The sequence below is a fragment of the Mameliella sp. AT18 genome (assembly GCF_028807275.1).
GTDB classification, from domain to species: Bacteria; Pseudomonadota; Alphaproteobacteria; order Rhodobacterales; family Rhodobacteraceae; genus Antarctobacter; species Antarctobacter albus.
Window position 1 is genome coordinate 1 of the sequence record NZ_JARAMO010000052.1, and the last position, 23,804, is coordinate 23,804.

Here is a 23,804-nt window from a genome sequence, read left to right on the forward strand (position 1 = left end):
TTTTTCGCTTCCGGAGTCACCAAGGAACAAGCATCGCCATGTGCCCCGGCGCCCTCCCTCGCTTTCTTGTTGCCTGAGACAGACCGTCCGGCGATGCAAGGGCAAGCCGCGCGAGCGCGGGCCTGCGGCCCCTTGCATCGCCGAACGCTCCGTCTCTTTTCGGCATCAAGCGAGGGAGGGCTCCGGGGAACAGGCTGGGCGCAGGTCCGGGCGGTGCGCGCGGGCGCTCAGATGTTGAGGAAGGGCTGGGCGAGACGTGCCAGGCCCTTGAGCCTGAGCGGCGCGTCGGTCACCGCGAGGCAGATGCAATCCTGCGAGATGTCCGCGACCGGGGTATGGTGCAGCTCTGCATCGGCGATTTCGATGTCGCCGCGCGCAAAATAGCCCTCGTCGTCCTGGAAGGCGCCTTGCAGGACCAGCGTCAGTTCCAGACCGCGGTGGCCGTGATCGGGCATGGCCGTGCCCGCGGGGATGTAGAGCAGGCGCGCGGTCGCCTCGGGCGAGGTTTTCAGGATCGCCTGTTTGACACCCATGCCCACGGGGCGCCATTTCACCGCTTCCAGAGACCCGCCGATGTAATCCAGCAGAGGCGCCGGGGCGATCGCATCCCAAGGCATCGCGATGTCGCGCGGCGTGGGGGCGTCCATCGCCCGGATCATTGCCAGCGTGGCGTCGAGACAGCCGTCGTCCAGCGTCTCGGCCTCTGTCGCGTCCAGAACGGCGCCGCCAAGTGCGTCGTGCGCCTCGACCGCAGCGCGGCAATCGTCGCAAAGCGAGACGTGGGTGGCGATGATGAGATTGACGGCCTCGGGCAGGGTGCCCGCGGAATATCCCATGATGAGGTCGTCGGTCAGGTGGTGTCGGATCGTCGTCATCGAAGCATCACTTCCTGTCCATGGCGTGTCTGAGGCGCTGTAGCGCCAGTCTGATGCGGGACTTGATCGTGCCGAGCGGCAGCCCGGTGGCCTCGGCGATCTCGCTGTGGGTGAGATCGCCGAAATAGGCTTTTTCGATCAGGTCCCGCTGTTTCGCGGGGAGAGAGGCGAGCGCCTCTCCCAGGTGTTCCGTTTCCTGTTGCAGGCCCAGCCGGTCTTCCTGGTCCGGTTCCGCCTCGGGGCCCCAGGGCAGATCCTCGGGCTCGGGTCGTTTCTGTTTGCGCAGGGCGTCGATCCGACGGTTCCGCGCGATGGTGAAGATCCATGTCGCGGCCGAGGCGCGCGCGGGATCGAATTGTGCCGCCTTCTGCCAGACGGTGGCCATGACGTCCTGGACGCATTCCTCTGCCTGCGCGGCATCGGCGCCAGAGCGCATGAGGAAGGCCTTTACCCGGGGCGCGAAGTGCCGGAACAACGCGACAAAGGCCGCTTCGTCGCGGTTGTCGCGGATGCGGATCAGCACCGCCGCCCAGTCCGGGGCATTCTCGTCTGCGGTCCCTGCGCTCACGGGTTTGGCCTTGTCACGGTCATTGCCCCTGACATGCCGGTTGATCGCCGAAGCCGCAATGGACGTAGCGTCGCGGGTGTCGAGAGGTTCAGTCGCGCCAAACATATCAGGAATACGCAGGGGGTGCGGGTTCGGATCACCGGATGCGAAAAAATGTTTTCCGGGCTTTTTTCATCCGCGCGGGGTGTCTGGCCGTAACAAGGTGGAAAGATCATCAAGTTCAGGGAACGGGACAGACCATGCCATTCGAAGCCAGCAGTACCGCCGCACGCAGGATCGCCGTGATCGGTGGCGGGATCTCGGGCATGGGGGCCGCGCACATGCTGGGCGAACAGCACCGTATCACCCTGATCGAGGCGGAACCGCGCCTGGGCGGTCATGCCCGGACGAAGCTGGCGGGAAAGGACGGGACGCAGCCGGTGGATACCGGGTTCATCGTGTTCAACTATGCCAACTACCCGCTGCTGACCTCTTTGTTCGAGCGGCTGGAGGTGCCGGTGGCGAAGTCGGACATGAGCTTTTCCGCCAGCCTGCGCGGCGGGGCGATGGAATACGGGCTGCGGGACCTGCGCGCCGTCTTTGCCCAGAAGCGCAACGCGCTGAACCCGCGGTTCCTGGCGATGATCCGGGACATCATGAAATTCAACTCGCGCGCGCTGGATGCGGCGCGAGACCCATCTGTCTCGCTGGGCGATTTCCTGGAGAGCATGGGGACAGGGGACTGGTTCCGCGACTACTACCTGCTGCCGCTGTCTGGCGCGATCTGGTCGACGCCAACCGACAAGATCCTGGACTTCCCGGCCTATGCGCTGATCCGCTTTTTCGAGAACCACGCCCTGCTCAGCCATACCGGCCAGCACCAGTGGTACACGGTGCAGGGCGGGTCGGTTGAATATGTCCGGCGGCTGGGCGCGGCGCTGATGCGGCAGGGGGTGGACCTGCGGCTGGGCGCGCCGGTTGGGGGTGTCCGGCGGACCGCCGCCGGGGTCGAGGTCCGGCTGGAGGGCGGTGAGTGGGAAAGTTTTGACGAGGTGGTCTTTGCCACGCATTCGGATGACACGCTGCGGCTGTTGTCGGATGCGCGCCCGGCGGAACGGGCGGCGCTGGAGAAGATCGCCTATCAGCCGAACCGCGTGGTGCTGCATTCCGATACCTCGCTGATGCCGCGGCGCCGGGCCTGCTGGTCGTCCTGGAACTATACCGAGGCGCCCAGGAAAGAGATGAACTGCATCGACCTGACTTATTGGATGAACTGCCTGCAGCCGATCCCGCAGGACGATCCGCTGTTCGTGACGCTGAATTCCACCCGTGCGATCCGCGACGAGCTGATCCACGACGAGGTCACATTGCGGCACCCGGTCTACGATCAGGGCGCCCTGCAGGCGCAGCGCGAGATCGCGGCGATGAACGGCGAAAGCGGGACATGGTTCTGCGGTGCCTGGATGAAGAACGGCTTTCACGAGGACGGGCTGGCCAGCGCGGCGGACGTGGCCGATGCCATCCTTGCGCGGGGATCGGTCAAGGAGGTGGCATGAGCAGTCTCGACCTGATCCGGGGCCATTCCTTCCACGGGCGCAAGGGCGATGTGGCCAATGCCTTTCGCTATTCGGTCGACTACGTCCTGCTGGACGCCGAGGCCGATGTGCGCGGCCCACGCCTGTTTTCGCGCAATCGGGGCAACCTGACCTCGGTGCAGGACAGGGACCACGGCGGCGCGCCGGGGCAGGGGCGGGGGCCATCCTGGGCGCGCGAGGTGCTGGACGCGCATGGGATCGCCTTTGACGGGCCGCTGATGCTGTTGGCGCAGCCGCGCCTGTTGGGCCATGTGTTCAACCCGGTGTCTTTCTGGCTGGCCTATGACGGGGGCGCGCTGCGGGCGGTGATTGCCGAGGTGACGAATACCTTTGGCGACCGGCATTGCTATCTCTGTGCCCATCCCGACGGCTCGCCGATCACGCCCAGCGACCGGATCGAGGCACAAAAGCTGTTTCATGTCTCGCCGTTCCAGCCCATCGCCGGGGGCTATACCTTTCGGTTCGACATCCGCGCGGATCGTGTCGGGGTCTGGATCGACTTTACCCATGACAAGGGCGGCGTGATCGCCACGCTCTGCGGGCCGCGCGCCCCTCTGACCGACCGGGCCATCCTGCTGTCCGCCCTGCGGCGGCCGTTCGGTGCGCGGCGGGTTCTGGCGTTGATCCATTGGCAGGCCCTCAAACTGTGGTGGAAGGGCGCGCGCTATCGCACCCGTCCCGAACCGCCCGCGCGCGAGGTCAGCGGCGGCCCCGCGCCCGAGGCCATCAGAAAGGCATCGTGATGACTGCATTCCTCTCTACCCTCTTGGGCGCTGTGATCGTGCTGGCGCTTGTCCTGTTGCGCCAGCGCCGCTTTGGCTTTCTGGGGCAGTCGCCCGCCGACTATGCGGATGACACGGGCACGCGGTTCGACCTGCGCACCCACCTGAACGGCCCGCTGATCTGCGAAGGCGTGATCTATGGGCCGACGGGGCGTGTCACCTCGCGTTTCGTCGGCGAGTTCGAGGCCCGCTGGGACGGCAACCAGGGCGTCATGGACGAGCATTTCCGCTATGAGTCCGGGGCCGAGCAGCACCGTCAATGGAAACTGACGCTGGGCAACGATGGCCGCATCCGCGCCACCGCGCCGGACGTGGTGGGCGAAGGCGAGGGCCAGCAGAGCGGCCCTTCGGTGCGGCTGCGCTATCGCATCCGCCTGCCCGAGGACGCCGGCGGGCATGTGCTGGACACCGTGGACTGGATGTACCTGGCGCCCAACGGGACCATCGTGAACCGGTCGCAGTTCCGCAAGTTCGGCATCACCGTGGCCGAGCTGGTGGCGACCATGCGGCGCAAGGAGGCCGCGTGAGGGACTGGACCGGCAAGCGGTACTGGCTGGTTGGCGCCAGCGAGGGGCTGGGCGCGGCGCTGGCGCGGCGACTGAGCAAGGCGGGTGTCGAGCTGATCCTGAGCGCGCGGAGCGAAGAGAGCCTGCGGGCGCTGGCGGACGGTTTGCCGTCGCCGGCGCAGGTGGAAGTGGTCGACGTGACCGACGCCGAAGCACTGGAGACCGTGGCGGAGCGGATCGGAGAGATCGACGGGGTGATCCAGGTGGCCGGCGCCTACTGGCCCTTCGGGGCGCAGGGCTGGGACGCGGAGCGCGCCAACACGATGGCAGATGTGAATTTCACCGGGGCGATGCGCCTTTCGGGCGTCGTGGTGCCGCGCTTCGTGGCGCGCGACCGGGGGCATTTCGTGCTGACCGGATCGCTGTCGGGCTATCGGGGATTGCCGGGGGCGGCGGCCTATGTCTCGTCCAAGGCGGGGGTCATGGTGCTGGCGCAATCGCTTTACGCCGACCTGCGCAAGACAGGGGTCCAGGTGCAGCTGCTGGTGCCGGGCTATATCCGCACCCGGCTGACCGACAAGAACGATTTTGCCATGCCCTTTATCATGGACCCGGAAAGGGCAGCGGACATCTGTTTTCGGCACATGTCCGGGCAGGGGTTCCAGCGGGCCTTTCCACGCGGCTTTTCCTGGCTGTTCCGGGGCAGCCGTTTCCTGCCGGACTGGCTGTACTATCGGCTGTTTGCGTAAGATCAAGGTTTGACTCCTCTTTTCGCGTCATCTCTTGTCGATGACAGAGAAGGAGACGCGAAATGCAGAACATCAGCCCAAGGAAGGTGGCCGCGGTCATCGTCATGGCGCGCGAGCTGAGCCGCGCGGAGGGCGAGTTGCGCGGGTTGATCGACCGGATGGACGAAGAGGAACAGGCGGCGCTGGTCGCGGTCATGTGGATCGGCCGGGGCGCCTTTGACGCCGAGGACTGGGACGAGGCTTATGGCACCGCCGTGGCCGAGGCGACGACACCGACGGCGGATTACCTGATCGGGACACCGCACCTGGCCGACAACCTCGAAGCGGGGCTGGAGGCCTTTGGCTATGACGCGACGGGCGAGGAAGACGACCTGATGCGCCGCGGGGCGTGAGGCCCGGCGGTTTCCGGGTGCGCGCTACCTGAGCGCGCGGCCCTTCAAAATAGCCCCGTCGCCAAAGCGTGCCCGGATCGCATCCGTGGCGCGCTCGGCCTTGGCGCGGGTTTCGGCCTGTGGGTCCAGCAGGTCGCCCGAGACATCCGCCTGCGCCTCTGGCACCAGGTCGGAAATCCCCGCCCCGATCAGCCGGTAGGGCTGTCCGGGCGGCATCTGGTCGAAAAGCCCGCGCGCGGTGCGATAGATCCGGTCGGCGATCTGGGTGGCGCCGGGCAGGGCGGTGCGGCGCGTCACGATCCGGAAATCCGATTTCCGCAGTTTCAGCGTCACCACCCGGCCCGCCACGCCCTTGGCCTTGGCCCGGTCCGCGACCTTTTCCGCCATCCGCCAGAGATGCCCGTCCAGGATTTCCGCGTCCGCGGTATCCTCGTTGAAGGTGGTCTCGTTCGAGATGGATTTCATCGGCGCGTTGCGCGTCACGCGGCGCTTGTCCTCGCCCCTTGCCAGGTGCCAGAGGCGCTCACCCATAGAGCCGAAACGGGCGGTCAAGTCGCGCTGATCCCAGCGCAGCAGGTCCTCGAAGGTGCGGATGCCGGCCTTTTCCAGAGCGCCCTGGGTGGCCTGCCCGACACCCCAGATCAGGCGGATGGGCTTTGGCCGCAGGAAATCCTGCGTCTCTGCCGCACCGATCACCGCGAAGCCGCGCGGCTTGTCGAGGTCGCTGGCGATCTTGGCCAGGAACTTGTTGTGGGACAGGCCGATGGAGCCGGTCACGCCCAGATCGGATTTCATCCGGTTGACCAGTTTTGCCAGCATGACAGCGGGCGGCGCGCCGTGCAGCCGCGCTGTGCCGGTGAGGTCGAGGAACGCCTCGTCCAGCGACAGCGGTTCGATGGCGGGGGTCAGTTCCTCCATCATGGCGCGGATCTGTTTCGAGACCTCGGCGTAGACGGCCATGCGCGGCTTGACCACGACGGCGTCAGGACAGAGGTCCAGCGCCTTGAACATCGGCATCGCGGATCGCACGCCGCGAATCCGGGCGACATAACAGGCCGTCGAGACGACACCGCGCCGCCCGCCGCCGATAATCACCGGCTTGTCGGCCAGTTCCGGGTTGTCGCGCTTTTCAACGCTTGCATAAAAGGCATCACAGTCCATGTGGGCAATGGAGAGATCCCAAAGCTCGGCATGAGAGATCACCCGCGGCCGCCCGCAGGCCGGGCAGCGGGGTCCGGTGTCGAACTGGGTCAGGCAATCGCGGCAAAGGCTGGGCATGGGTCCAGTATAATGCGCCGCAGAAAGGGGCGCCATGAGCGATCCGAGACAACAGTTCACGGGCGCCAAGCTGATGCTTTTTGCAGGCGGCGACCTGATCGTTCTGCGGCGTGACCGCAAACCGTCGATCCCCTGGCCCGGATACCTGGATTTTCCCGGCGGCGAACGCGACGGGGCGGAAACGCCCGAGGCCTGTGCCCTGCGCGAAACGCAGGAGGAACTGGGCCTGACGCTGGCCGAGGGAGACCTTCACGCGGTGCATTTGCGCGACGATGCGGGCAAGATCAGCTGGTTCTTCGCGGCGCATCTGCCGGGGGCCATCGTCGATGACGTGGTCTTTGGCGACGAGGGCGAGGAATGGCTGGTGATGCTGCCGGCGGATTTCATCGCCTCGGACGAGGCGATTCCGCATTTCCGCGAGATCCTGAGAGACTACCTGGAAAAAAGGCCGGGACCCGCAGAATAGCGCGGGCCCCGGCAGGACGCCGCCACGCCCGAGGGACAAGGGGGCGCGGCGGTGCGGCTCATACAGGCGTGTAAAGAGCCGAACCCTGGAAAGGGGTGGATCAGGCGGCGGTCGGCATCTCGACGGCAGGCAGGCGCAGTTGCAGCCGTTCGGGTGTGCCCAGCGACAGGCGGGCGCGCATCCACAGCCCGCGCGCGGCCTCTTCGAAATCGGTGGTGACGGGCGCCGCGTACTGGCTGGCGACCCGCAGCAGGCCTTGGGGGGTGACGACGGTGACCAGGGCCTCGAAGCATTGCTCGGCGGCGTTGTAACGCACCTGGTCGATGCGGGGGGTCCACGTGCTCATATCGGTCTCCTAACCTCATGCCCCGTTTTTCGGGCTTATATTCAAGAGGTAGGGTCAGAATGACCGCGTTTCATCGGGGCAACAGGTCAGGAATACCCCCGGCGCAGGGGAATTTTCGCGAATTTTCGCCGGTTTTCGGAGATTTGGGCGCCAGTTTGCCGGTGCGCCGAGGGCGCGGGAACACCTTTCGCGCCCATGCGTTGATAGAGGCTTGGCCTTGCGATGACGGCAGGCGCGGCAAGCGCCCGCATCAGCGGGCTTTCCTCTCCACCGGGGCTCTGCGATGCTGGGCGCAACGCATTTCCGGGAGAGCTCAATCATGGACAATCAGGTGGCGATGGAGTTTGCCGGCGCCAATATCGTCTGGCTGTTGCTGGCCGCATTCGTCATCCTCTGCATCCTGCTGGGGGTGCGGATCGTGCCGCAATCCGAGAAATTCGTGGTCGAACGCTTTGGCCGGCTGCGCACGGTGCTGGGGCCGGGGATCAACCTGATCGTGCCCTTCATCGACAAGGTGCGGCACAGGATTTCCATCCTCGAACGGCAGCTGCCCGACGCGACGCAGGATGCGATCACCTCGGACAACGTTCTGGTGCAGGTGGAAACCAGCGTCTTTTACCGCATCCTCGAGCCGGAAAAGACCGTCTATCGAATCCGGGACGTGGACGGTGCCATTGCCACCACGGTGGCCGGGATCGTCCGCGCCGCGATTGGCCGGATGGAACTGGACGAGGTGCAATCGAACCGCAGCGAGCTGATCGGTGAGATCAAGAGCAACGTCGAGGACGCGGTGGACAACTGGGGGATCGAGGTGACGCGGGCCGAGATCCTGGACGTCAACCTGGACGAGGCCACGCGCCAGGCCATGCTGCAACAGCTGAACGCCGAACGTGCCCGCCGGGCCCTGGTGACAGAGGCCGAAGGGCAGCGCCGGGCCGTCGAGTTGCAGGCGGATGCCGAGCTTTACGCCGCCGAGCAGGCTGCCAAGGCGCGCCGCATCGCCGCCGATGCCGAGGCTTATGCCACCGGCGTCGTCGCCAAGGCGATCCAGGACAACGGCATCGAGGCGGCGCAGTACCAGGTGGCGCTGAAACAGGTCGAGGCGCTGACTGCTGTGGGCAAGGGTGAGGGCAAGCAGACCGTGATCCTGCCGGCCAATGCGCTGGATGCCTTTGCCGATGCCTTCAAGATGCTGAAGGGGTCGCGGTGATGAACTGGGGCTGGGACGTCTGGTGGATCTGGATCGCGGGCGGGATCGCCCTGGCGATCCTCGAACTGCTGGCGCCGGGGTTCATCTTTCTCGGTTTTGCGCTGGGCGCGCTGGCGATGGGCCTGCTGTTCCTGCTGGCCGGGCCGGGCGGGCTGTTTATCGGCGGCTCTCTGCCGCTGGCGTTGCTGACCTTTGCCGTGCTTTCGGCGCTGGCCTGGCTGGCCATGCGCCGGTTGGTGGGTGTGCGCAAGGGTCAGACGCGTGTCTGGGACCGCGACATCAACGAGGACTGACGCCTAGGATCCGTTGGGCCGCTGCGCCTGGGGCGAGGCCATTTCCGACAGGATCGCCTGTGCCGCCGCGCGGGGATTGGGGGCGCGGTGGATCGGGCGGCCGACGACGATGTGGTCGGCGCCGTCGCGGATCGCCTGGGCCGGGGTCGCGATGCGTTTCTGATCGCCGACGTCCGCGCCCGCGGGCCGCACACCTGGCGTCACGATCAGCCGGCCTTCGGACTGGGGCAGGGCGCGGACCAGCGCCGCCTCGTTGGGAGAGCAGATGACGCCGTCGGCCCCTGCCTCGAAGGCGCGGCCCGCGCGGGTCTGCACCAGGTCGGGGATCGGGCCTTCGGCAATCATGGCGGCATCCAGGTCATCGCGGTCGAGCGAGGTCAGGATCGTGACGGCAAGGATCTTGGTGTTCGAGCCTGCCGCGCCCTCCTTGGCGGCGCGCACCACATGCGGGTCGCCGTGGACGGTCAGGAAGTCGAGGTCGAACTGGGCCACGCCGCGCACGGCGGCCTCGATCGTGGCGCCGATGTCGAACAGCTTGAGGTCAAGAAAGATGCGCTTGCCGTGCTCGCCCTTCAGCTCGTTCGCCAGTGCCAGCCCGCCGCCGGTGAGCATCCCCAGCCCGATCTTGTAGAAGGACACGGCGTCACCCAGGCGGTCGACAAGGTCGAGCCCTTCGATCACGTTGGGGACGTCGAGGGCGACGATCAGACGGTCATCGGACATGGGGCGGGCTCCTGCTCTGGGGTTCGGGATCACATGAAAGCCCTTGCGCACAAGGTCAAGATGGCGCGCGTTGCTTTTTTGCAACGGCGCTCACTTGAACAGATCGTGAGCCGCGACCATCTTGGAAGCGAGGCCCCGAAACGCCCGCGTGCTGCAAGGCCAGGCGCGGCGCACTTCAAGGGGCGCTTGATGGAAGGAGACAGATATGAACTTGGAGAAGTTCACGGAACGTGCGCGTGGTTTCATTCAGGCCGCGCAGACGATTGCGATGCGGGAAAGCCACCAGAAGCTGGCGCCAGAACACCTGCTCAAGGCCCTGCTGGACGATGAAGAGGGGATGGCATCGAACCTGATCGCCGCCTCGGGCGGTGAGCCGAAGCGGGTGGTGCAGGTGCTGGACACCAAGCTGGCCAAGATCCCGAAGGTTTCGGGTGACGCAGGGCAGGTCTACCTGGATTCCGCGACCGGCAAGGTGCTGGACGAGGCCGAGAAGCTGGCCCAGAAAGCCGGCGACAGCTATGTGCCCGTCGAGCGGATGCTGACCGCGCTTGCGATGGTCCGCAGCCCCGCGAAAGAGGCGCTGGAGGCCGGCAAGGTCACGCCGCAGAAGCTGAACGAGGCGATCAATGACGTGCGCAAGGGGCGCACGGCGGATACCGCCAACGCCGAAGACAGCTATGAAGCGCTGAAGAAATACACGCTGGACCTGACCGAGCGCGCCCGCGAAGGCAAGATCGACCCGATCATCGGCCGCGATGACGAGATCCGCCGCACCATGCAGGTGCTGTCCCGCCGGACCAAGAACAACCCGGTGCTGATCGGTGAGCCGGGCGTCGGCAAGACCGCGATCGCCGAGGGGCTGGCCCTGCGGATCGTGAACGGTGACGTGCCGGAATCGCTCCGCAACAAGCGCCTGCTGGCGCTGGACATGGGCGCGCTGATCGCCGGTGCGAAGTATCGCGGCGAATTCGAGGAGCGGCTGAAATCCATCCTCTCCGAAGTGACGTCGGCAGCGGGCGAAATCGTGCTGTTCATCGACGAGATGCACACGCTGGTCGGCGCGGGCAAGGCGGATGGGGCAATGGATGCCTCGAACCTGCTGAAACCGGCGCTGGCGCGGGGGGAACTGCACTGTGTCGGTGCCACCACGCTGGACGAGTACCGCAAGCACGTCGAAAAGGACGCGGCGCTGGCGCGGCGGTTCCAGCCGGTCATGGTCGAGGAGCCGACGGTCGAGGATACGATCAGCATCCTGCGCGGCATCAAGGAAAAGTACGAGCTGCACCACGGCGTGCGGATCTCGGACTCGGCCCTTGTGACCGCGGCGACGCTCTCGCACCGCTATATCACCGACCGTTTCCTGCCGGACAAGGCCATCGACCTGATGGATGAGGCCGCCAGCCGCCTGCGGATGGAGGTCGACAGCAAGCCCGAGGAACTGGACGCGCTGGACCGTGACATCCTGCAAAAGCAGATCGAGGTCGAGGCGCTGCGCCTGGAAGACGACCAGGCCTCCAAGGATCGGCTGGCCAAGCTGGAAAAGGACCTGTCCGAGTTGCAGCAGAAGTCGGCCGAGATGACCTCGCGCTGGCAGGCTGAGCGTGACAAGCTGGCTTCGGCCCGCGACCTGAAGGAAGAACTGGACCACCTGCGCGCCGAGCTGGAATCGGCCAAACGTGACGGCAATTTCGCCAAGGCCGGTGAGCTGCAGTACGGGCGCATTCCCGAACTGGAGCGCAGGCTGAACGAAGCCGAAACCGAGGAATCGGACGTGATGGTCGAAGAGGCCGTCGGCCCCGAGCAGATCGCGGCGGTGGTCGAACGCTGGACCGGTGTGCCGACCTCGAAGATGCTGGAAGGCGAACGCGAAAAGCTGTTGCGGATGGAAGACGAGCTGCACAGGCGGGTCATCGGTCAGAACCAGGCGGTGACGGCGGTGGCCAATGCCGTGCGCCGGGCGCGCGCGGGTCTGAACGACGAGAACCGGCCGCTGGGCTCTTTCCTCTTCCTTGGCCCGACCGGCGTCGGCAAGACCGAGCTGACCAAGGCGGTTGCGAACTATCTCTTTGACGACGACAGCGCGATGGTGCGCATCGACATGTCCGAGTTCATGGAGAAACACGCGGTGGCCCGTCTGATCGGTGCGCCTCCGGGCTATGTCGGCTATGACGAAGGCGGTGTTCTGACCGAGGCCGTGCGGCGGCGTCCCTACCAGGTGGTGCTGTTCGACGAGGTCGAGAAGGCGCACCCGGACGTGTTCAACGTGCTCTTGCAGGTGCTGGATGACGGTGTGCTGACCGATGGTCAGGGCCGGACCGTGGACTTCAAGCAGACGCTGATCGTTCTGACCTCGAACCTTGGGTCGCAGGCGTTGAGTCAACTGCCCGAGGGCGCGGATTCGAGCCAGGCGCGTCGGGACGTGATGGATGCTGTGCGCGCCCATTTCCGGCCCGAGTTCCTGAACCGTCTCGATGAGACGATCATCTTTGACCGCCTCAAGCGCGAGGACATGTCGGGAATCGTCGATATTCAGATGGCCCGCCTGCTCAAGCGGCTTGCGGCCCGCAAGATCCGGCTGGAGCTGGACGATGCGGCCAAGACCTGGCTGGCGGACGAGGGCTATGATCCGGTGTTCGGGGCGCGCCCGCTCAAGCGGGTGATCCAGCGGGCGCTGCAGGATCCGCTGGCCGAGATGCTGCTGGCGGGCGACGTGGCGGACGGCGACGTTGTGGTTGTCTCTGCCGGGGCCGATGGTCTGATCATCGGTGACCGTGTGGGGGCAACGAACCGTCCCAAGCCGGACGATGCCGTGGTCCACTGATCCCGGTGACAGACAAAAGGAAAGGCGGGGGAAACCCCGCCTTTTTTCATGCCCGCGCGGACAGACCCAACGATTGCCGGCAAACGAAACCGGAGGGTCGTGCCCTCAGGAGGTTTCCATGTTCAGCGGGTTGTCCACGAGTTTGCGCCACCCGGCGACGACCTTCTTGCGGTCGGGCAGGCTGGCTTCCAGCTCGGCCAGAACCTTGTCCTGGTAGGCCTCCATCGCCTTTATCACGTCCGCCTTGCTGCTACCGGGCACCGGGATGTTCTTGCCGTCCTTGTCGTTGGTGTATTCGTACTTGATCCGGTTCAGGTGCTTGTCGGCGTCGATCGCCTCGTCGGCGTAATAGCCCACAAGGTAATGATGACGGAACACCACGCCATGTTCGGCGCCGTAGACCACGCGGCTCTTGCGTTTTTCGCGGATCTTTTCCCATACCTTGTCGGCGTGGTCCGCGTATTGCTTGGCATATTTCGCGACAGAGCCGGTCTTGGGGACGCCATAGCTCGACTTCAGCGGATCGAAATTCTCATCCTTGTTGGTTGGGTCGACATTGGCGATTTCCTGCAAGATCGACAGGTGCATCCCCGCCCCCAGAAGGAAGACCGGGAAACAGGCCAGCTGGTATTTTTCATCCATCAGCGTCCCCAGCATTCCGTCCGTACCGATGAAGAAGGTGTTGGAATAGTCGTGCAGATGGTAGTCGAACAGGTTCTTGCGGTCCTGCTGGACCCGAAGGTCCGATTGCAGCCGGGCTGGCGCGTAGACGTTGGTCAGCTCGTTGCGCAGCGCAACGAAGGTCCCGGCAATTTCGTCGATGGTCTGCTGCTTCAGCTCTTGTTGCATCAGCTTTTGCATGCCCTCGAAATAGGCGTCGAGGGTCGATTTCTTGTCCTCCGGGAACAGCGCCCCGAGAATCGTGTCGATGATCGCCCCGGCGATGGCCCCTGCGATCACGCCGCCCGCGATCTGGGTCAGGTTGCCGCTGATCGCCTTGAGCGCGTCCTTGGCCATCTGATCGGCCAGTTTCTTGGCCACGTCCACGGCGATGCTGTGCGGCAGCGAGGCCGCAGCCAGTACCATTACGGGGGCCTCACCCAGCCCCAGTTGCGCATCGGTCGGCTCTGCCGCCGCCGCGCTGTCAAAGCGCAAGGCGCCCGTCTGCGCATCCACGACCACGTTGCGATAGATGTAGAGCAGCCGGGCCATCGAGGTCTGGCGGTCGGCGAACACCGTTCCCGGCGGAAACACCTCCCAGGATTCGGACAGGAAGGCAAAGCGCTCGTGCACCAGGGTTTCGCCGGGGAGCATCGGCGAGGCGGCGTTCAATTCGTCTATCGCACAGCGCACGCGCAGTTTCAGCATCGTGTCATCGGAATGCGACAGCACCGGATGGTCATAGACGAGAGGAACGTCTGACGCCTCGACGTAGGCGCCTTCGACACCGACCACGGTTGCCGCTGGATCGTCCAGGGCTTCGAACCCGGCCTTCAGTTTCCGGATGGTGTAAGTCTCTCGGTCCACGCCATTTTCGACGGAGGCAACCATCGTGCTGATAGATGCGCGCACGGGGGGTTCTGCAAACATGGACATGGTGTCTCCTGGTCGATTGATTGGTCTGATCGGATGGATGGCAAATTTGAACCCTGCCCCAGTGGGAGAGTTCGATCAACCGGATTCCACTTGAGGTGTAGCGGGCTGTGCGCATCCGCGAATCCGGAGGGATCGAAACCAAATACCGCAGCCGTCCTGGCATATGGCCTGCCAGTGTGGGCCTGCGCGCCCAAAGCTGGAAATCGCGGACGGTTCAGACAGTACGTTCCCCCACTTGAGTGTTCGGAACCTTTCTTTGACTTTCGTTCCCGAGTGGCGGGCCGAGGTCAGGCACCCTACACTGCCCCGGTAATCTGCGAGTGAGACCATGCGTATTCTGGTACATGCCGGGTTCCACAAGACCGGAACAAGCAGCCTGCAGTCCTGCGCGGCCGCCAATGCAGACCGGCTGTCACGGAACCTGAATCTGTTGCTGCCCGGCGATCTGCGCCCTGTTGCGCAATTGGCCCGACGCTTCACAATCAGACCGGAACAGAGAAAGCTGAACAGGATGCGGCGGGAACTGAACGCGGTCCTGCCGCCGCCCGACAAGCCGTTGTTCATCACCTCCGAGGATCTTTCCGGGCTTGTTCCCGGTCGGAGGCCCGGGGCGGGCTATGATGAGGCGCCGGAATTGTTGCGGACGGTGGTGACGACCTTGGACGACCGATATCCGCAGGCCGAGATCACCGTCTGGTTCACCACGCGTGACGAGGACGCCTGGATGAAAAGCATCTACTGGCAAAACCTGCGCGGGCACCGCATCACGGAGGATTTCGACACCTACCGCGCGCGGCTGACCGATTCCTTGCCGCTGGCGGATCGGGTCGAGGCGGTACGGGCCGGGCTGCGGGGGCGTGCCCGGGTGCTGAGTACCGGTGTCGAAACCAGCCGCGCACGGGCCGTCGGGCCGCTGTCCCTGGCGCTTGACCTGCTGGGACTGCCTGATGAGGGGCTGACGCCGACCCCGCCAGGAAACCTGCGCCCGAAAGACGGGATCGAGACCCTGTTGAAGCTGAACCGGTCGACCCTCGACGAGGACCGGCTGGCGCGCCGCAAGCGTCGGTACCTGCGCAAACAACGCATGGGACGTCTGTAGAGCGGTGGACAGGATCAGACGATGGCCAGCACGTCGTCGTATTGCAGCACGATATTGTCGATCCCCAGGCCCCCGCCAAGATCCGCGGAGTCGCCCATGTCGTCGAGGGTGATCGTGATGTGCAGGCTCTCCATGTCCTCGAAGTAGGGCAACATCTGATCGAATGTCAGGTCCTCGGGGCCGCCGTCGATGTCCCACAGCCCGTCGCCATCCTCGTTGAAGGTGGCCACGGAGCCGGCGCCCGGTGCGCCGCTGCGCAGGCTGATCGTGTTGTCCGACCCGTCGAGATAAAAGGCGTCGAGATCGAAACCCACAAGATCGAAGCTCTTGCCGGTCACCTGTGACCCGATGTCGATCGTGATGCTGTCGCTGCGGCCTGTTCCGAAATCGGTGTCCGCCAGGCCCAGCTCGAACTCGCAGTCGCCATCCAGGTCGATGAGCCCGATCTGCCCCGAGACGCCAAGGCCCATGTTCAACGCCCCATCCACCACGAAACCGCCCTGTTCGTAGGTGAACTGGTTGGCAGTGGCGTCGTATTGGAACAGCCCGCTGTCGAAATCGAGCGTTTCTGTGCCGGTGCCGAAGATGAAGTCGCCGGCGTCGAGGTCGGCCACGTCCATGTTGCACAGGATGATCTTGTTGTCGGAGTCGAAATAGATCACCGCGTGGGCGTTGTTCTGGGTGATCGTGAGATCATCGACCGAGGTGATGCCAAGGTGGCCATAGGCGGTCAGGTCGATCTTGTCGGTTCCGTCCTCGAAATCGCGGACCACGTCGACCCCATCCGAGATGGCAAAGCGGAACACATCCGCGCCGATGTCCCCCTGGAGCACGTCGTTGCCCTGTCCCCCGTCGAGCGTGTCGTCCCCGGGACCGCCGTTGAGGCGATCGGCATCCAAGCCGCCATAGAGCAGGTCATTGTCGGCATTGCCCAGCAGGGTATCGTTGCCAGCGCCGCCGAGCAGAGTGTCATCGCCCGCCTGGCCGACCAGCGTGTCGTGGCCGCCTCCGCCAAAAATCTCGTCGCGGCCCCTGCGTCCGACCAGGTGATCGCCGCCGCTTGTTCCCGGCAGGCTGTTGTCGGCGCCGATCCGCGTCCCGAAGATGAAATCATCGGCGTCGAGCTCGGCGATGCTGGTGTCCTGCAGGACGATCTTGGTATCGCTGCCGAAGAAGATCACGGCGCTGCTGCCGTTCTGGTTCAGCACCAGGTCTTCGAAAGAGGTGATGTCGAGCGCGCCAAAGGCCTTCAGGTCGATCAGGTCTGTTCCGTTCTCGAAATCGCGGATCACGTCGACCCCGTCGAAGGTATCGAAGCGAAAGACATCCGCCCCTTCGTCGCCCTGCAGGACGTCGTTACCGCGCCCGCCCAGAAGCGTGTCGTCCCCGGGGCCGCCAACCAGCAGGTCCCTGTGGCTGCCGCCATCGAGAAAATCATTGTCAGCGTTTCCCCGCAGCACATCGCGATTGGCGCCGCCGAGCAGGGTATCGTTGCCCGTGTCTCCGACCAGTGTGTCGTTGCCGTCCGCCCCGAAAATCTGGTCGTGACCGTCATTCCCCAGGAGAAAATCCGCCCCGGCGCCGCCCTGGATCGTATCGTTGCCGCCTTTGCCGATGTAGGTGTCGTCGCCGTCCAGCATGCTCACGAGGTTGGCGAGGAAATCGCCCGTTTCATTGTCGGCCAGATTTGTCGGCATCACTCGTTCCTAATCGCTTGTTAATATCGAATGAGACAAAAAATTTAGTCGCACCTCGTCCAATTCGTTTACGATTTGTTAACTAGTGGTCAAGCTGAAACCGGGGGGAGATGTCGCCCAAGGGTTGAACTGCTGGCAAGACGCCGGAAATGGGGCGGGTTCCTGCCTGTGCGCAAATGGAAACGGCCCGCAAAGGGTGCGGGCCGAATACCTGGATTGACCAGTTGCGGGTCACATGCCCGGCATGATCACCTTGTCGATGACGTGGATGACACCGTTCGACGCTTCGATGTCGGCGGTCACGACGCTGGCGTCGTTGACCATCACGCCGTTGTCGAGGTCGATGGTGATTTCCGACCCTTCGACGGTCTTGGCCATCATGTCATCACTGAGGTCGGTCGACATGACCTTGCCCGCAACGACGTGGTAGGTGAGGATCGCGGTCAGTTGGTCCTTGTTTTCAGGCTTCAGCAGGTCCTCGACCGTGCCTTCGGGCAGGGCGGCAAAGGCCGCGTCGGTGGGCGCGAAGACGGTCAGCGGACCTTCACCCTTGAGCGTGTCGACAAGGCCCGCGGCAGTGGCTGCCGCCAGCAGGGTTTCAAAGCTGCCCGCCTCCTTGGCGGTGTCGACGATATCCATCGAGTGGCCGCCGGCAAAGGCCGGAGCGGCAAAGGCGAGTGCGGTCGTGGCGGCGAGGAACGTTCTACGGATCATGGAAATCCTCCATTGGTTTCGCAGTTGCGATGTGTCCGTCACATCGAAAGAGTCTACGGGAGGATTGGCGCACTGGATCAGGCGGAATTTCTGCGCGCACCGCTTGACGAGCGCGGGTCTGCCGCTAAGCCCGAGGCAAAGGGATTTTCCAATTACATCTTTGTGAATTCAGGCCATGATTTTTTTGGTGATCCGGCAGAAAAACCGGGAAAACGGCACCGGGCCGTTCTCCTTCTCTGCCTGCCAATGGCCGGAGGTCCCGGGTCAGACCCGGGACGCGGTCGGCTCAATCCAAGCCGATGGCCGCGCGGGCGATGCCGTCAAGCAGGGCCTCGACCTTTTTCATTTCGCCTTCGGGGAATTCGCGGAAACCGATGGTGGTGGTCTCCGGCGTCTCCGGCCGGACGATGACGAAGATGTCGTAGGGGCAGAAGACCACGTTCATCGGGTCCGCTTCCATCACCTCGCGGCTGATCTTGGCCGAACAGAAGCTGAAGATGTCCGCGTTGGTGAAGATGGTGATGTCCGACCCCACGTCGCCCTTGGTGCGTTCCAGCATGTCACCCGTGTGACTGACCGCGTCGATCACGAGGCCCTCGTCGAGGATCGCGTTTTCCAGCCCGAAGACGACATCGTCGAAGCTCTGGTCGGTGTCGTAGCTGATGATGCCCTGGGCCATTGCCCCGCTTGCCACGAGCGCAAGCGCGGCGGCGCTGATGAAGTGTCTCATGCTCTCTCCCTTTCACGAATTGCGCAGACGGGCTGCCATTCGTCTGTGATGGTGGCAGAGTATCGATTTAATAACAGCATGACCTTGAGACAAATCAACACATTCGGGGGGTAGAATATGGAATACGCGATGGCCGCGCTGCAGTACCTGGCGCTGTTCTTCGTCTTCATGATCGGCGTGGCGGTGGCGCTGATCATCGTGATGTATGTCATCGACAAGACGCAGACCGGGGACGCGATCCGCCGCAACTACCCTGTCATCGGGCGCTTTCGGGCCCTGTTCACCGAGTTGGGAGAGTTCTTTCGGCAGTATTTCTTTGCGATGGACCGCGAGGAGATGCCGTTCAACCGGGCGCAGCGCAACTGGATCTACAATGCCAGTTCCAGCAAGGGGAACACGGTGGCCTTTGGTTCGACCCGGAACCTGAACGTGCCGGGGACGCCGATCTTCATGAACGCGGTCTTTCCGCCGCTGGACGATCAATATGCCTCGACCGAACCGATGATGATCGGCCCCTATTGCCGCGAACCCTACCTGGCGCCCTCGATCTACAATATCTCGGGCATGTCCTACGGTGCGATCTCGAAACCGGCGGTGCAGGCTCTCAGCCGGGGGGCCAAGCAGGCGGGGGTCTGGCTGAACACCGGGGAAGGGGGGCTGTCGCCCTATCACCTGGAGGGCGGCTGCGACATCGTCTACCAGATCGGCACGGCCAAGTTCGGCGTGCGCGATCAGGACGGCAACCTGAGCGATGCCAAGCTGAAGGAGGTTGCCGCAAATCCGAACGTCAGGATGTTCGAGATCAAGCTGAGCCAGGGTGCCAAGCCGGGCAAGGGCGGCATCCTGCCGGCGGCCAAGATCGACAAAGAGGTCGCCGCCATTCGCGGTGTACCGATGGGCAAGGACGCAATTTCGCCCAACCGACACCGCGAGGTGGATGATTTCGACGGGCTGCTGGACCTGATCGCCCATATCCGCGAGGTCACGGGTAAGCCGGTCGGATTCAAGACCTGCATGGGCTCGGCCGACCCCTGGTTTGCCTTCTTCAAGAAGATCAAGGAACGCGGCGAGGAACACGCGCCCGATTTCATCACCGTCGATGGGGGCGAGGGCGGCACCGGCGCGGCGCCGCTGCCGTTGATCGACCTGGTGGGCCTGCCGCTGCGCGAGGCGCTGATCCGCATGGTCGACCTGCGTGACCTCGCCGGGTTGCACGACCGCATCCGCATCGTGGCCAGCGGCAAGCTGGTCAACCCGGGCGACGTGGCCTGGGCCATTTGCCTCGGCGCGGATTTTGTGACCTCGGCGCGTGGGTTCATGTTCTCGCTGGGCTGCATCCAGGCGCTGAAGTGCAACAAGAACACCTGCCCGACCGGGATCACCACGCATATCCCCTCTCTGCAAAAGGGGCTGGTGGTCGCCGAGAAGGACAAGCGTGTCGCGGCCTATGCCAGGGCCGTCATCGGAGAGATCGAGACCATCGCCCATTCCGTCGGGGTCGGAGAGCCGCGCCAGATGCGGCGGCGGCACGTGCGGGTGGTCAAGGATGACGGCTCGTCCGTGCAGATGAACGAGATCTACCCCTCGGTCCGGCTGGGCGACGATGGCGCCGCCGGGAACCGCATGTTCGAAGAGGCCATTCGCCGGATGCAGGTGGACGCAAGGGCGCCGTGATCGCTATCTCGGGCAGCCCTCCCCCCGGCTGCCCGCGATGGGGCTGTCTGTGATATACTGCGGACGGTTCCGGCGTGATTTTTTATCCAAAACCTTTTCATCCTTGGGGGGAGACATGGACGACCAGCATTTCGAACAGGCCGAAGAGGGACTTGATCCCGCGGATTGGAACGTCCTGAGGGACATGGCGCACCGGATCGTGGATGACGCACTTGCCCATATCCGCGACGTGCGCGACCGGCCTGTCTGGGCCGAGATGCCGGGGGAGGTGCGCCAGAGCTATGCCGCGCCGCTGCCGGTCGGCCCGCGACCGCTGTCCGAGATATACGGGGAAGTGCAGGAGAACCTGTTGCCTTACCCGATGGGCAACATCCATCCGCGGTTCTGGATGTGGTACATGGGATCGGGCAGTTTCAGCGGCGCCCTGGCAGAGTTCCTGTCCGCGATCGACGGATCCAACCTTGGCGGCGGCAACAATGCCGCCGCCCTGATGGACCGGCAGGTGGTGGACTGGCTGAAGCAGATGATGGGTTTCCCCGAGACCGCCAGCGGGACGCTGGTCAGCGGCGGCTCGATGGCGAACATCATCGGGCTGACGGCGGCGCGCAATGCGATGGCGGGGGTGGATGTCCGCGAAGAGGGCATCGGCGCCATACCCCAACCCCTGCGCTTTTACGGATCGGACCAGCTGCACAGTTGTCACCAGAAGGCGGTGGAACTGCTGGGCCTGGGCAATCGGGCGCTGCGGCGGGTGCCGTCGGATCGCAACTTGCGGATGGACATGGGTGCGCTGCGCGAGCTGATCGCCGAAGACCGCGCCAAGGGGTATCGCCCGGCCTGCGTTATCGCCACCGCGGGGACGGTCAACACGGGCGCCATCGACGACCTGCCCGCCATCCGCGCGCTGTGTGACGACGAGGGGCTCTGGTTTCATGTCGACGGCTGCATCGGGGCGTTGATCGCGATTGCCCCGGGCAACCGCGACTTGGTGCGCGGCCTGGAGGCGGCGGATTCCCTTGCCCTGGACCCGCACAAATGGCTGCATGTGCCCTTCGAGGCGGGTTGTGCGCTGATCCGGGATGCAGACCGTCATCGCCAGACCTTTGCCGTGCACCCCGAGTACCTGGAGGAAAAGCCCCGAGGCATCGCGGCGACGGAATACCTGCATGACTACAACCTTCAGACCTCGCGCGGGTTTCGCGCCCTCAAGGTCTGGTTGACGCTCAAGGAACATGGCGTCGAGAAGTTCGGCCGCCTGATCGACCAGAACATCGCGCAGGCAGCCTATCTGTCCCGGCGGATCGAGGCGACGCCCGAGCTGGAATTGATGGCGCCGGTGACGATCAACATCGTCTGTTTCCGGTTCACGGTGCCGGGATTGTCGGACCCTGACCTGCGCGAGCTGAACACGGAAATCATGTTGCAGATGCAGGAGGCGGGTATTGCCGCCCTGTCCGACACCACCGTGGCCGGGCGCCATTGCCTGCGGGTGGCGATCTGCAATCACCGCACGCGGCGCGCCGACCTCGACCTTCTGGTCGAAGAGGTGCTGCGGATCGGCGGCGATCTGGCGGTCTGACCCCTGCCGCCCCTGCCAGGGCGCGCGGGAGACGTGTTACAGCCGCGTTACGCCAACGTGAGACATCGTTTGTTTGGGGCGAGGCGCGTGTCGCCTATCTTGTCGGATAACGGATCACCCGAGGAGGACACATGGCCAACCGCTGGACAAACAAGCTCACCCGTTCCGACGTCACGCCGGAGCCGATCTTCATGAACCGCCGCCGCGTTTTGGCGGGGCTGGGTCTTGGCGCCGGGGCGGCAGCGGGTGGGGCCGCGCTGCTGGGGGGCATGCCCAACGCGGCGCAGGCGCAGGACGCGCTGGAGCCCAATGCCTTCGAGGACATCACCTCGTACTGCAACTACTATGAATTCGGCACCCGCAAGGGCGATCCGGCCGAAAACGCCCACATGCTGACGACACAGCCCTGGACGATCCAGATCGACGGGCTGGTCGAAAAACCGGGCGATTACGCGCTTGAGGACATCCTGAGCCAGATGACCATCGAGGAGCGCATCTATCGCTTCCGTTGCGTCGAGGCCTGGTCGATGGTCGTGCCCTGGAACGGGTTCGAACTGGCGGATCTGCTGGAGCTGGCGGGGGTGAAGCCCGAGGCGAAATACGTTGCCTTCGAAACGGTGTTGCGCCCCGAGGAAATGCCCGGCACGCGTTTCCCGGTTCTCGACTGGCCCTATGTCGAAGGGCTGCGCCTGGATGAGGCGATGCACCCGCTGACGATGATGGCGACGGGCATCTACGGCAAGACGATCCCCAACCAGAACGGTGCTCCGATCCGCTTGGTGGTGCCGTGGAAATACGGCTTCAAGTCGATCAAATCGATCGTGCGGATCACCCTGACCGACAGCGAACCGCCGACCTCATGGAACAAGGCTGCCGCACGAGAGTACGGATTCTATTCGAACGTGAATCCGACGGTGGATCACCCGCGCTGGAGCCAGGCGACCGAACGGCGGATTGGTGGCGGACTCTTCGCGCGCCGCCAGCCAACGATGATGTTCAACGGCTATGAAGAGGAGGTCGCATCGCTCTACGAGGGCATGGATCTCAAGGCGAATTTCTGATGACAGTTCTGCTGTCTGTCTTGACCTGCCCGTCCTGCGGCATGCGCACGGAAGAGACGATGCCTACCGATGCGTGCCAGTTTTTCTGGGAATGCCCGTCGTGCAGAACGGTTTCGCGGCCCAGGCAGGGGGATTGCTGCGTCTATTGTTCCTATGGAACGGTTCCGTGCCCGCCGATCCAGGATGGAAAGGCTTGCTGCTCATGACTGCTTTGACCGATGGCATAAATCGGGGCGCGCGGTGGCTGCCGACGTGGACGCTCTACCTGCTGCTGGCGGTTCCGGCACCCTGGTATCTCTACCAGGGGCTGACCGGGGGGCTGGGCGTCGAGCCGATCAAGGCGCTGGAACATGCGCTGGGGGAATTTGCGCTTCAACTGGCCATCGCCGGCTTGGCCGTGACTCCGTTGCGCCGCTGGGCCGGGGTGAACCTGCTCAAGTTCCGGCGCGCGATCGGCATCATGACATTCACCTATGTCTTTCTGCATCTGCTGGTCTGGCTGGTCCTGGATGTGCAGATCCTGGGGCAGATCTGGGCCGACATTCTCAAGCGTCCCTATATCACCGTGGGCATGGCGGGCTTTGTCCTGATGCTGCCCCTGGTGATGACCTCTAACAACTGGTCGGTTCGGCGACTGGGCCCGCGCTGGCGCAAGCTGCACCGGCTGACCTACCCCGCGGTACTTTTGGGGGGCGTGCACTACCTGATGCTGGTGAAAGGGTTTCAGATCGAACCGCTGGCCTACCTCGGTGTGATCTGCCTTTTGCTGGCGCTGCGGGTCCGTTTGACGCCACGACCCCGACTCGCCTGAGGCGTCTTTGACCTCGGTCAGGGGTGAATCGCGGCGATTCAGGCCGCTGATCGGCTCAAAAAGCGGGCCTCTTGGGGGTAAGCCTGTGGATAACCCAAGATATGGAGACGGGCTCTGCCGCGGTGCAGCATGGGGCGTCGATGTTAGCGCCGGAGACGAGAATTTTCGCACCTCTCAATTCCCTGATTTTGCTTAGTTTTCAGGCGTTCATGAAAAAAACATGACGAGAGGCCAAAAAACTGCTTGCGGGTTTTGTTGGG

At 64.3% G+C, this 23,804-nt stretch carries 24 protein-coding genes; 15 read left to right on the plus strand and 9 right to left on the minus strand.

The genetic code is table 11. From position 1 onward, the window contains the following. Positions 1 to 227: 227 nt before the first annotated feature. Entirely contained in the window at positions 228 to 875 is a 648-nt protein-coding gene (locus PVW46_RS06855) for a ChrR family anti-sigma-E factor (protein ID WP_069210400.1), read from the minus strand. A 7-nt stretch (positions 876 to 882) separates the two neighbouring features. Further along, positions 883 to 1,443, minus strand: a complete 561-nt coding sequence (locus PVW46_RS06860; RefSeq protein WP_074623398.1) for a sigma-70 family RNA polymerase sigma factor — start codon at positions 1,441 to 1,443, stop codon at positions 883 to 885. A 239-nt stretch (positions 1,444 to 1,682) separates the two neighbouring features. Here PVW46_RS06860 and PVW46_RS06865 point away from each other — a divergent pair, with 239 nt between their 5' ends. From PVW46_RS06865 to PVW46_RS06885, 5 genes are all read left to right on the plus strand, one after another. After that, complete coding sequence (locus PVW46_RS06865; protein ID WP_069210398.1) at positions 1,683 to 2,978, plus strand: NAD(P)/FAD-dependent oxidoreductase; 1,296 nt, start codon at positions 1,683 to 1,685, stop codon at positions 2,976 to 2,978. After that, complete coding sequence (locus tag PVW46_RS06870) at positions 2,975 to 3,760, plus strand: DUF1365 domain-containing protein (RefSeq protein WP_069210397.1); 786 nt, start codon at positions 2,975 to 2,977, stop codon at positions 3,758 to 3,760. Before PVW46_RS06865 ends, PVW46_RS06870 begins: the two co-directional genes overlap by 4 nt. After that, complete coding sequence (locus tag PVW46_RS06875; protein ID WP_069210396.1) at positions 3,760 to 4,326, plus strand: DUF3833 domain-containing protein; 567 nt, start codon at positions 3,760 to 3,762, stop codon at positions 4,324 to 4,326. Before PVW46_RS06870 ends, PVW46_RS06875 begins: the two co-directional genes overlap by 1 nt. Further along, positions 4,323 to 5,054 (plus strand): SDR family NAD(P)-dependent oxidoreductase, encoded by a 732-nt coding sequence (locus PVW46_RS06880; RefSeq protein ID WP_069210395.1) that lies wholly within the window; start codon positions 4,323 to 4,325, stop codon positions 5,052 to 5,054. The genes PVW46_RS06875 and PVW46_RS06880 overlap by 4 nt, the downstream gene beginning before the upstream one ends. Positions 5,055 to 5,116: 62 nt before the next feature. Next, the gene (locus PVW46_RS06885; RefSeq protein ID WP_043145966.1) at positions 5,117 to 5,446 is read left to right on the plus strand and encodes a DUF3775 domain-containing protein; all 330 of its coding nucleotides are present in this window, start codon (positions 5,117 to 5,119) and stop codon (positions 5,444 to 5,446) included. A 24-nt stretch (positions 5,447 to 5,470) separates the two neighbouring features. Here the strand turns inward: PVW46_RS06885 and PVW46_RS06890 are convergent, their stop codons facing one another. After that, complete coding sequence (locus PVW46_RS06890; protein WP_069210394.1) at positions 5,471 to 6,724, minus strand: DNA polymerase IV; 1,254 nt, start codon at positions 6,722 to 6,724, stop codon at positions 5,471 to 5,473. Positions 6,725 to 6,758: 34 nt separating this feature from the next. On the opposite strand from PVW46_RS06890, the gene PVW46_RS06895 reads away from it, so the two are divergent. After that, on the plus strand, positions 6,759 to 7,190 hold the full coding sequence (locus PVW46_RS06895) for an NUDIX domain-containing protein (protein ID WP_069210393.1): 432 nt from the start codon (positions 6,759 to 6,761) through the stop codon (positions 7,188 to 7,190). A gap of 100 nt (positions 7,191 to 7,290) precedes the next feature. Here PVW46_RS06895 and PVW46_RS06900 read toward each other — a convergent pair whose 3' ends face one another. Then, the gene (locus PVW46_RS06900; RefSeq protein WP_052244820.1) at positions 7,291 to 7,536 is read right to left on the minus strand and encodes a hypothetical protein; all 246 of its coding nucleotides are present in this window, start codon (positions 7,534 to 7,536) and stop codon (positions 7,291 to 7,293) included. Positions 7,537 to 7,855: 319 nt separating this feature from the next. On the opposite strand from PVW46_RS06900, the gene PVW46_RS06905 reads away from it, so the two are divergent. Both PVW46_RS06905 and PVW46_RS06910 read left to right on the plus strand, forming a co-directional pair. Then, positions 7,856 to 8,746, plus strand: coding sequence for an SPFH domain-containing protein (locus PVW46_RS06905; RefSeq protein ID WP_043146056.1), 891 nt, complete (start codon positions 7,856 to 7,858; stop codon positions 8,744 to 8,746). Next, on the plus strand, positions 8,746 to 9,039 hold the full coding sequence (locus PVW46_RS06910; RefSeq protein ID WP_069210392.1) for an NfeD family protein: 294 nt from the start codon (positions 8,746 to 8,748) through the stop codon (positions 9,037 to 9,039). The genes PVW46_RS06905 and PVW46_RS06910 overlap by 1 nt, the downstream gene beginning before the upstream one ends. A gap of 3 nt (positions 9,040 to 9,042) precedes the next feature. Here the strand turns inward: PVW46_RS06910 and pyrF are convergent, their stop codons facing one another. Then, positions 9,043 to 9,762: an orotidine-5'-phosphate decarboxylase gene (pyrF, locus tag PVW46_RS06915; protein WP_043145961.1), complete on the minus strand. Its 720-nt coding sequence runs from the start codon at positions 9,760 to 9,762 to the stop codon at positions 9,043 to 9,045. A 205-nt stretch (positions 9,763 to 9,967) separates the two neighbouring features. On the opposite strand from pyrF, the gene clpB reads away from it, so the two are divergent. Next, positions 9,968 to 12,583, plus strand: a complete 2,616-nt coding sequence (gene clpB, locus PVW46_RS06920; RefSeq protein ID WP_043145959.1) for an ATP-dependent chaperone ClpB — start codon at positions 9,968 to 9,970, stop codon at positions 12,581 to 12,583. Positions 12,584 to 12,688: 105 nt separating this feature from the next. On the opposite strand, the gene PVW46_RS06925 is transcribed toward clpB, so the two are convergent. Beyond that, on the minus strand, positions 12,689 to 14,179 hold the full coding sequence (locus tag PVW46_RS06925; RefSeq protein WP_069210391.1) for an insecticidal delta-endotoxin domain-containing protein: 1,491 nt from the start codon (positions 14,177 to 14,179) through the stop codon (positions 12,689 to 12,691). 511 nt (positions 14,180 to 14,690) lie between these two features. On the opposite strand from PVW46_RS06925, the gene PVW46_RS06930 reads away from it, so the two are divergent. Then, positions 14,691 to 15,278: a hypothetical protein gene (locus PVW46_RS06930; RefSeq protein WP_274575334.1), complete on the plus strand. Its 588-nt coding sequence runs from the start codon at positions 14,691 to 14,693 to the stop codon at positions 15,276 to 15,278. Between the two features lie 14 nt (positions 15,279 to 15,292). Here the strand turns inward: PVW46_RS06930 and PVW46_RS06935 are convergent, their stop codons facing one another. From PVW46_RS06935 to PVW46_RS06945, 3 genes are all read right to left on the minus strand, one after another. Continuing rightward, the gene (locus PVW46_RS06935; protein WP_069210389.1) at positions 15,293 to 16,975 is read right to left on the minus strand and encodes a calcium-binding protein; all 1,683 of its coding nucleotides are present in this window, start codon (positions 16,973 to 16,975) and stop codon (positions 15,293 to 15,295) included. A 231-nt stretch (positions 16,976 to 17,206) separates the two neighbouring features. Beyond that, a complete protein-coding gene (locus PVW46_RS06940) occupies positions 17,207 to 17,689 on the minus strand; it encodes a fasciclin domain-containing protein (RefSeq protein WP_043145956.1) in 483 nt (160 codons plus the stop codon). 286 nt (positions 17,690 to 17,975) lie between these two features. Then, positions 17,976 to 18,419, minus strand: a complete 444-nt coding sequence (locus PVW46_RS06945) for a DUF302 domain-containing protein (protein ID WP_069210388.1) — start codon at positions 18,417 to 18,419, stop codon at positions 17,976 to 17,978. A 117-nt stretch (positions 18,420 to 18,536) separates the two neighbouring features. On the opposite strand from PVW46_RS06945, the gene PVW46_RS06950 reads away from it, so the two are divergent. The 5 genes from PVW46_RS06950 to msrQ all read left to right on the plus strand — a co-directional run bounded on the left by PVW46_RS06950 (position 18,537) and on the right by msrQ (position 23,544). Next, on the plus strand, positions 18,537 to 20,093 hold the full coding sequence (locus tag PVW46_RS06950) for an FMN-binding glutamate synthase family protein (RefSeq protein ID WP_043145953.1): 1,557 nt from the start codon (positions 18,537 to 18,539) through the stop codon (positions 20,091 to 20,093). 115 nt (positions 20,094 to 20,208) lie between these two features. After that, positions 20,209 to 21,672, plus strand: a complete 1,464-nt coding sequence (locus PVW46_RS06955) for a pyridoxal phosphate-dependent decarboxylase family protein (RefSeq protein WP_069210387.1) — start codon at positions 20,209 to 20,211, stop codon at positions 21,670 to 21,672. A gap of 131 nt (positions 21,673 to 21,803) precedes the next feature. After that, the gene (gene msrP, locus PVW46_RS06960; RefSeq protein ID WP_069210386.1) at positions 21,804 to 22,733 is read left to right on the plus strand and encodes a protein-methionine-sulfoxide reductase catalytic subunit MsrP; all 930 of its coding nucleotides are present in this window, start codon (positions 21,804 to 21,806) and stop codon (positions 22,731 to 22,733) included. Continuing rightward, complete coding sequence (locus PVW46_RS06965; RefSeq protein WP_083242394.1) at positions 22,733 to 22,939, plus strand: GDCCVxC domain-containing (seleno)protein; 207 nt, start codon at positions 22,733 to 22,735, stop codon at positions 22,937 to 22,939. Before msrP ends, PVW46_RS06965 begins: the two co-directional genes overlap by 1 nt. Then, positions 22,936 to 23,544: a protein-methionine-sulfoxide reductase heme-binding subunit MsrQ gene (gene msrQ / locus PVW46_RS06970; RefSeq protein WP_069210409.1), complete on the plus strand. Its 609-nt coding sequence runs from the start codon at positions 22,936 to 22,938 to the stop codon at positions 23,542 to 23,544. Before PVW46_RS06965 ends, msrQ begins: the two co-directional genes overlap by 4 nt. Positions 23,545 to 23,804: the final 260 nt, after the last annotated feature.

What these genes read in the sequence shown, in the direction of transcription:
- clpB (WP_043145959.1), top strand. Translation starts at nt 9,968, where the DNA reads ATGAACTTGGAGAAGTTCACGGAACGTGCGCGTGGTTTCATTCAGGCC.
- PVW46_RS06905 (WP_043146056.1), top strand. Translation starts at nt 7,856, where the DNA reads ATGGACAATCAGGTGGCGATGGAGTTTGCCGGCGCCAATATCGTCTGG.
- PVW46_RS06885 (WP_043145966.1), top strand. Translation starts at nt 5,117, where the DNA reads ATGCAGAACATCAGCCCAAGGAAGGTGGCCGCGGTCATCGTCATGGCG.
- PVW46_RS06890 (WP_069210394.1), bottom strand. Translation starts at nt 6,724, where the DNA reads ATGCCCAGCCTTTGCCGCGATTGCCTGACCCAGTTCGACACCGGACCC.
- pyrF (WP_043145961.1), bottom strand. Translation starts at nt 9,762, where the DNA reads ATGTCCGATGACCGTCTGATCGTCGCCCTCGACGTCCCCAACGTGATC.
- PVW46_RS06855 (WP_069210400.1), bottom strand. Translation starts at nt 875, where the DNA reads ATGACGACGATCCGACACCACCTGACCGACGACCTCATCATGGGATAT.
- PVW46_RS06945 (WP_069210388.1), bottom strand. Translation starts at nt 18,419, where the DNA reads ATGAGACACTTCATCAGCGCCGCCGCGCTTGCGCTCGTGGCAAGCGGG.
- PVW46_RS06900 (WP_052244820.1), bottom strand. Translation starts at nt 7,536, where the DNA reads ATGAGCACGTGGACCCCCCGCATCGACCAGGTGCGTTACAACGCCGCC.
- PVW46_RS06940 (WP_043145956.1), bottom strand. Translation starts at nt 17,689, where the DNA reads ATGATCCGTAGAACGTTCCTCGCCGCCACGACCGCACTCGCCTTTGCC.
- PVW46_RS06925 (WP_069210391.1), bottom strand. Translation starts at nt 14,179, where the DNA reads ATGTCCATGTTTGCAGAACCCCCCGTGCGCGCATCTATCAGCACGATG.
- PVW46_RS06875 (WP_069210396.1), top strand. Translation starts at nt 3,760, where the DNA reads ATGACTGCATTCCTCTCTACCCTCTTGGGCGCTGTGATCGTGCTGGCG.
- PVW46_RS06930 (WP_274575334.1), top strand. Translation starts at nt 14,691, where the DNA reads ATGCGGCGGGAACTGAACGCGGTCCTGCCGCCGCCCGACAAGCCGTTG.
- PVW46_RS06950 (WP_043145953.1), top strand. Translation starts at nt 18,537, where the DNA reads ATGGAATACGCGATGGCCGCGCTGCAGTACCTGGCGCTGTTCTTCGTC.
- msrQ (WP_069210409.1), top strand. Translation starts at nt 22,936, where the DNA reads ATGACTGCTTTGACCGATGGCATAAATCGGGGCGCGCGGTGGCTGCCG.
- PVW46_RS06955 (WP_069210387.1), top strand. Translation starts at nt 20,209, where the DNA reads ATGGACGACCAGCATTTCGAACAGGCCGAAGAGGGACTTGATCCCGCG.
- PVW46_RS06870 (WP_069210397.1), top strand. Translation starts at nt 2,975, where the DNA reads ATGAGCAGTCTCGACCTGATCCGGGGCCATTCCTTCCACGGGCGCAAG.
- PVW46_RS06935 (WP_069210389.1), bottom strand. Translation starts at nt 16,975, where the DNA reads ATGCCGACAAATCTGGCCGACAATGAAACGGGCGATTTCCTCGCCAAC.
- msrP (WP_069210386.1), top strand. Translation starts at nt 21,804, where the DNA reads ATGGCCAACCGCTGGACAAACAAGCTCACCCGTTCCGACGTCACGCCG.
- PVW46_RS06895 (WP_069210393.1), top strand. Translation starts at nt 6,759, where the DNA reads ATGAGCGATCCGAGACAACAGTTCACGGGCGCCAAGCTGATGCTTTTT.
- PVW46_RS06910 (WP_069210392.1), top strand. Translation starts at nt 8,746, where the DNA reads ATGAACTGGGGCTGGGACGTCTGGTGGATCTGGATCGCGGGCGGGATC.
- PVW46_RS06965 (WP_083242394.1), top strand. Translation starts at nt 22,733, where the DNA reads ATGACAGTTCTGCTGTCTGTCTTGACCTGCCCGTCCTGCGGCATGCGC.
- PVW46_RS06865 (WP_069210398.1), top strand. Translation starts at nt 1,683, where the DNA reads ATGCCATTCGAAGCCAGCAGTACCGCCGCACGCAGGATCGCCGTGATC.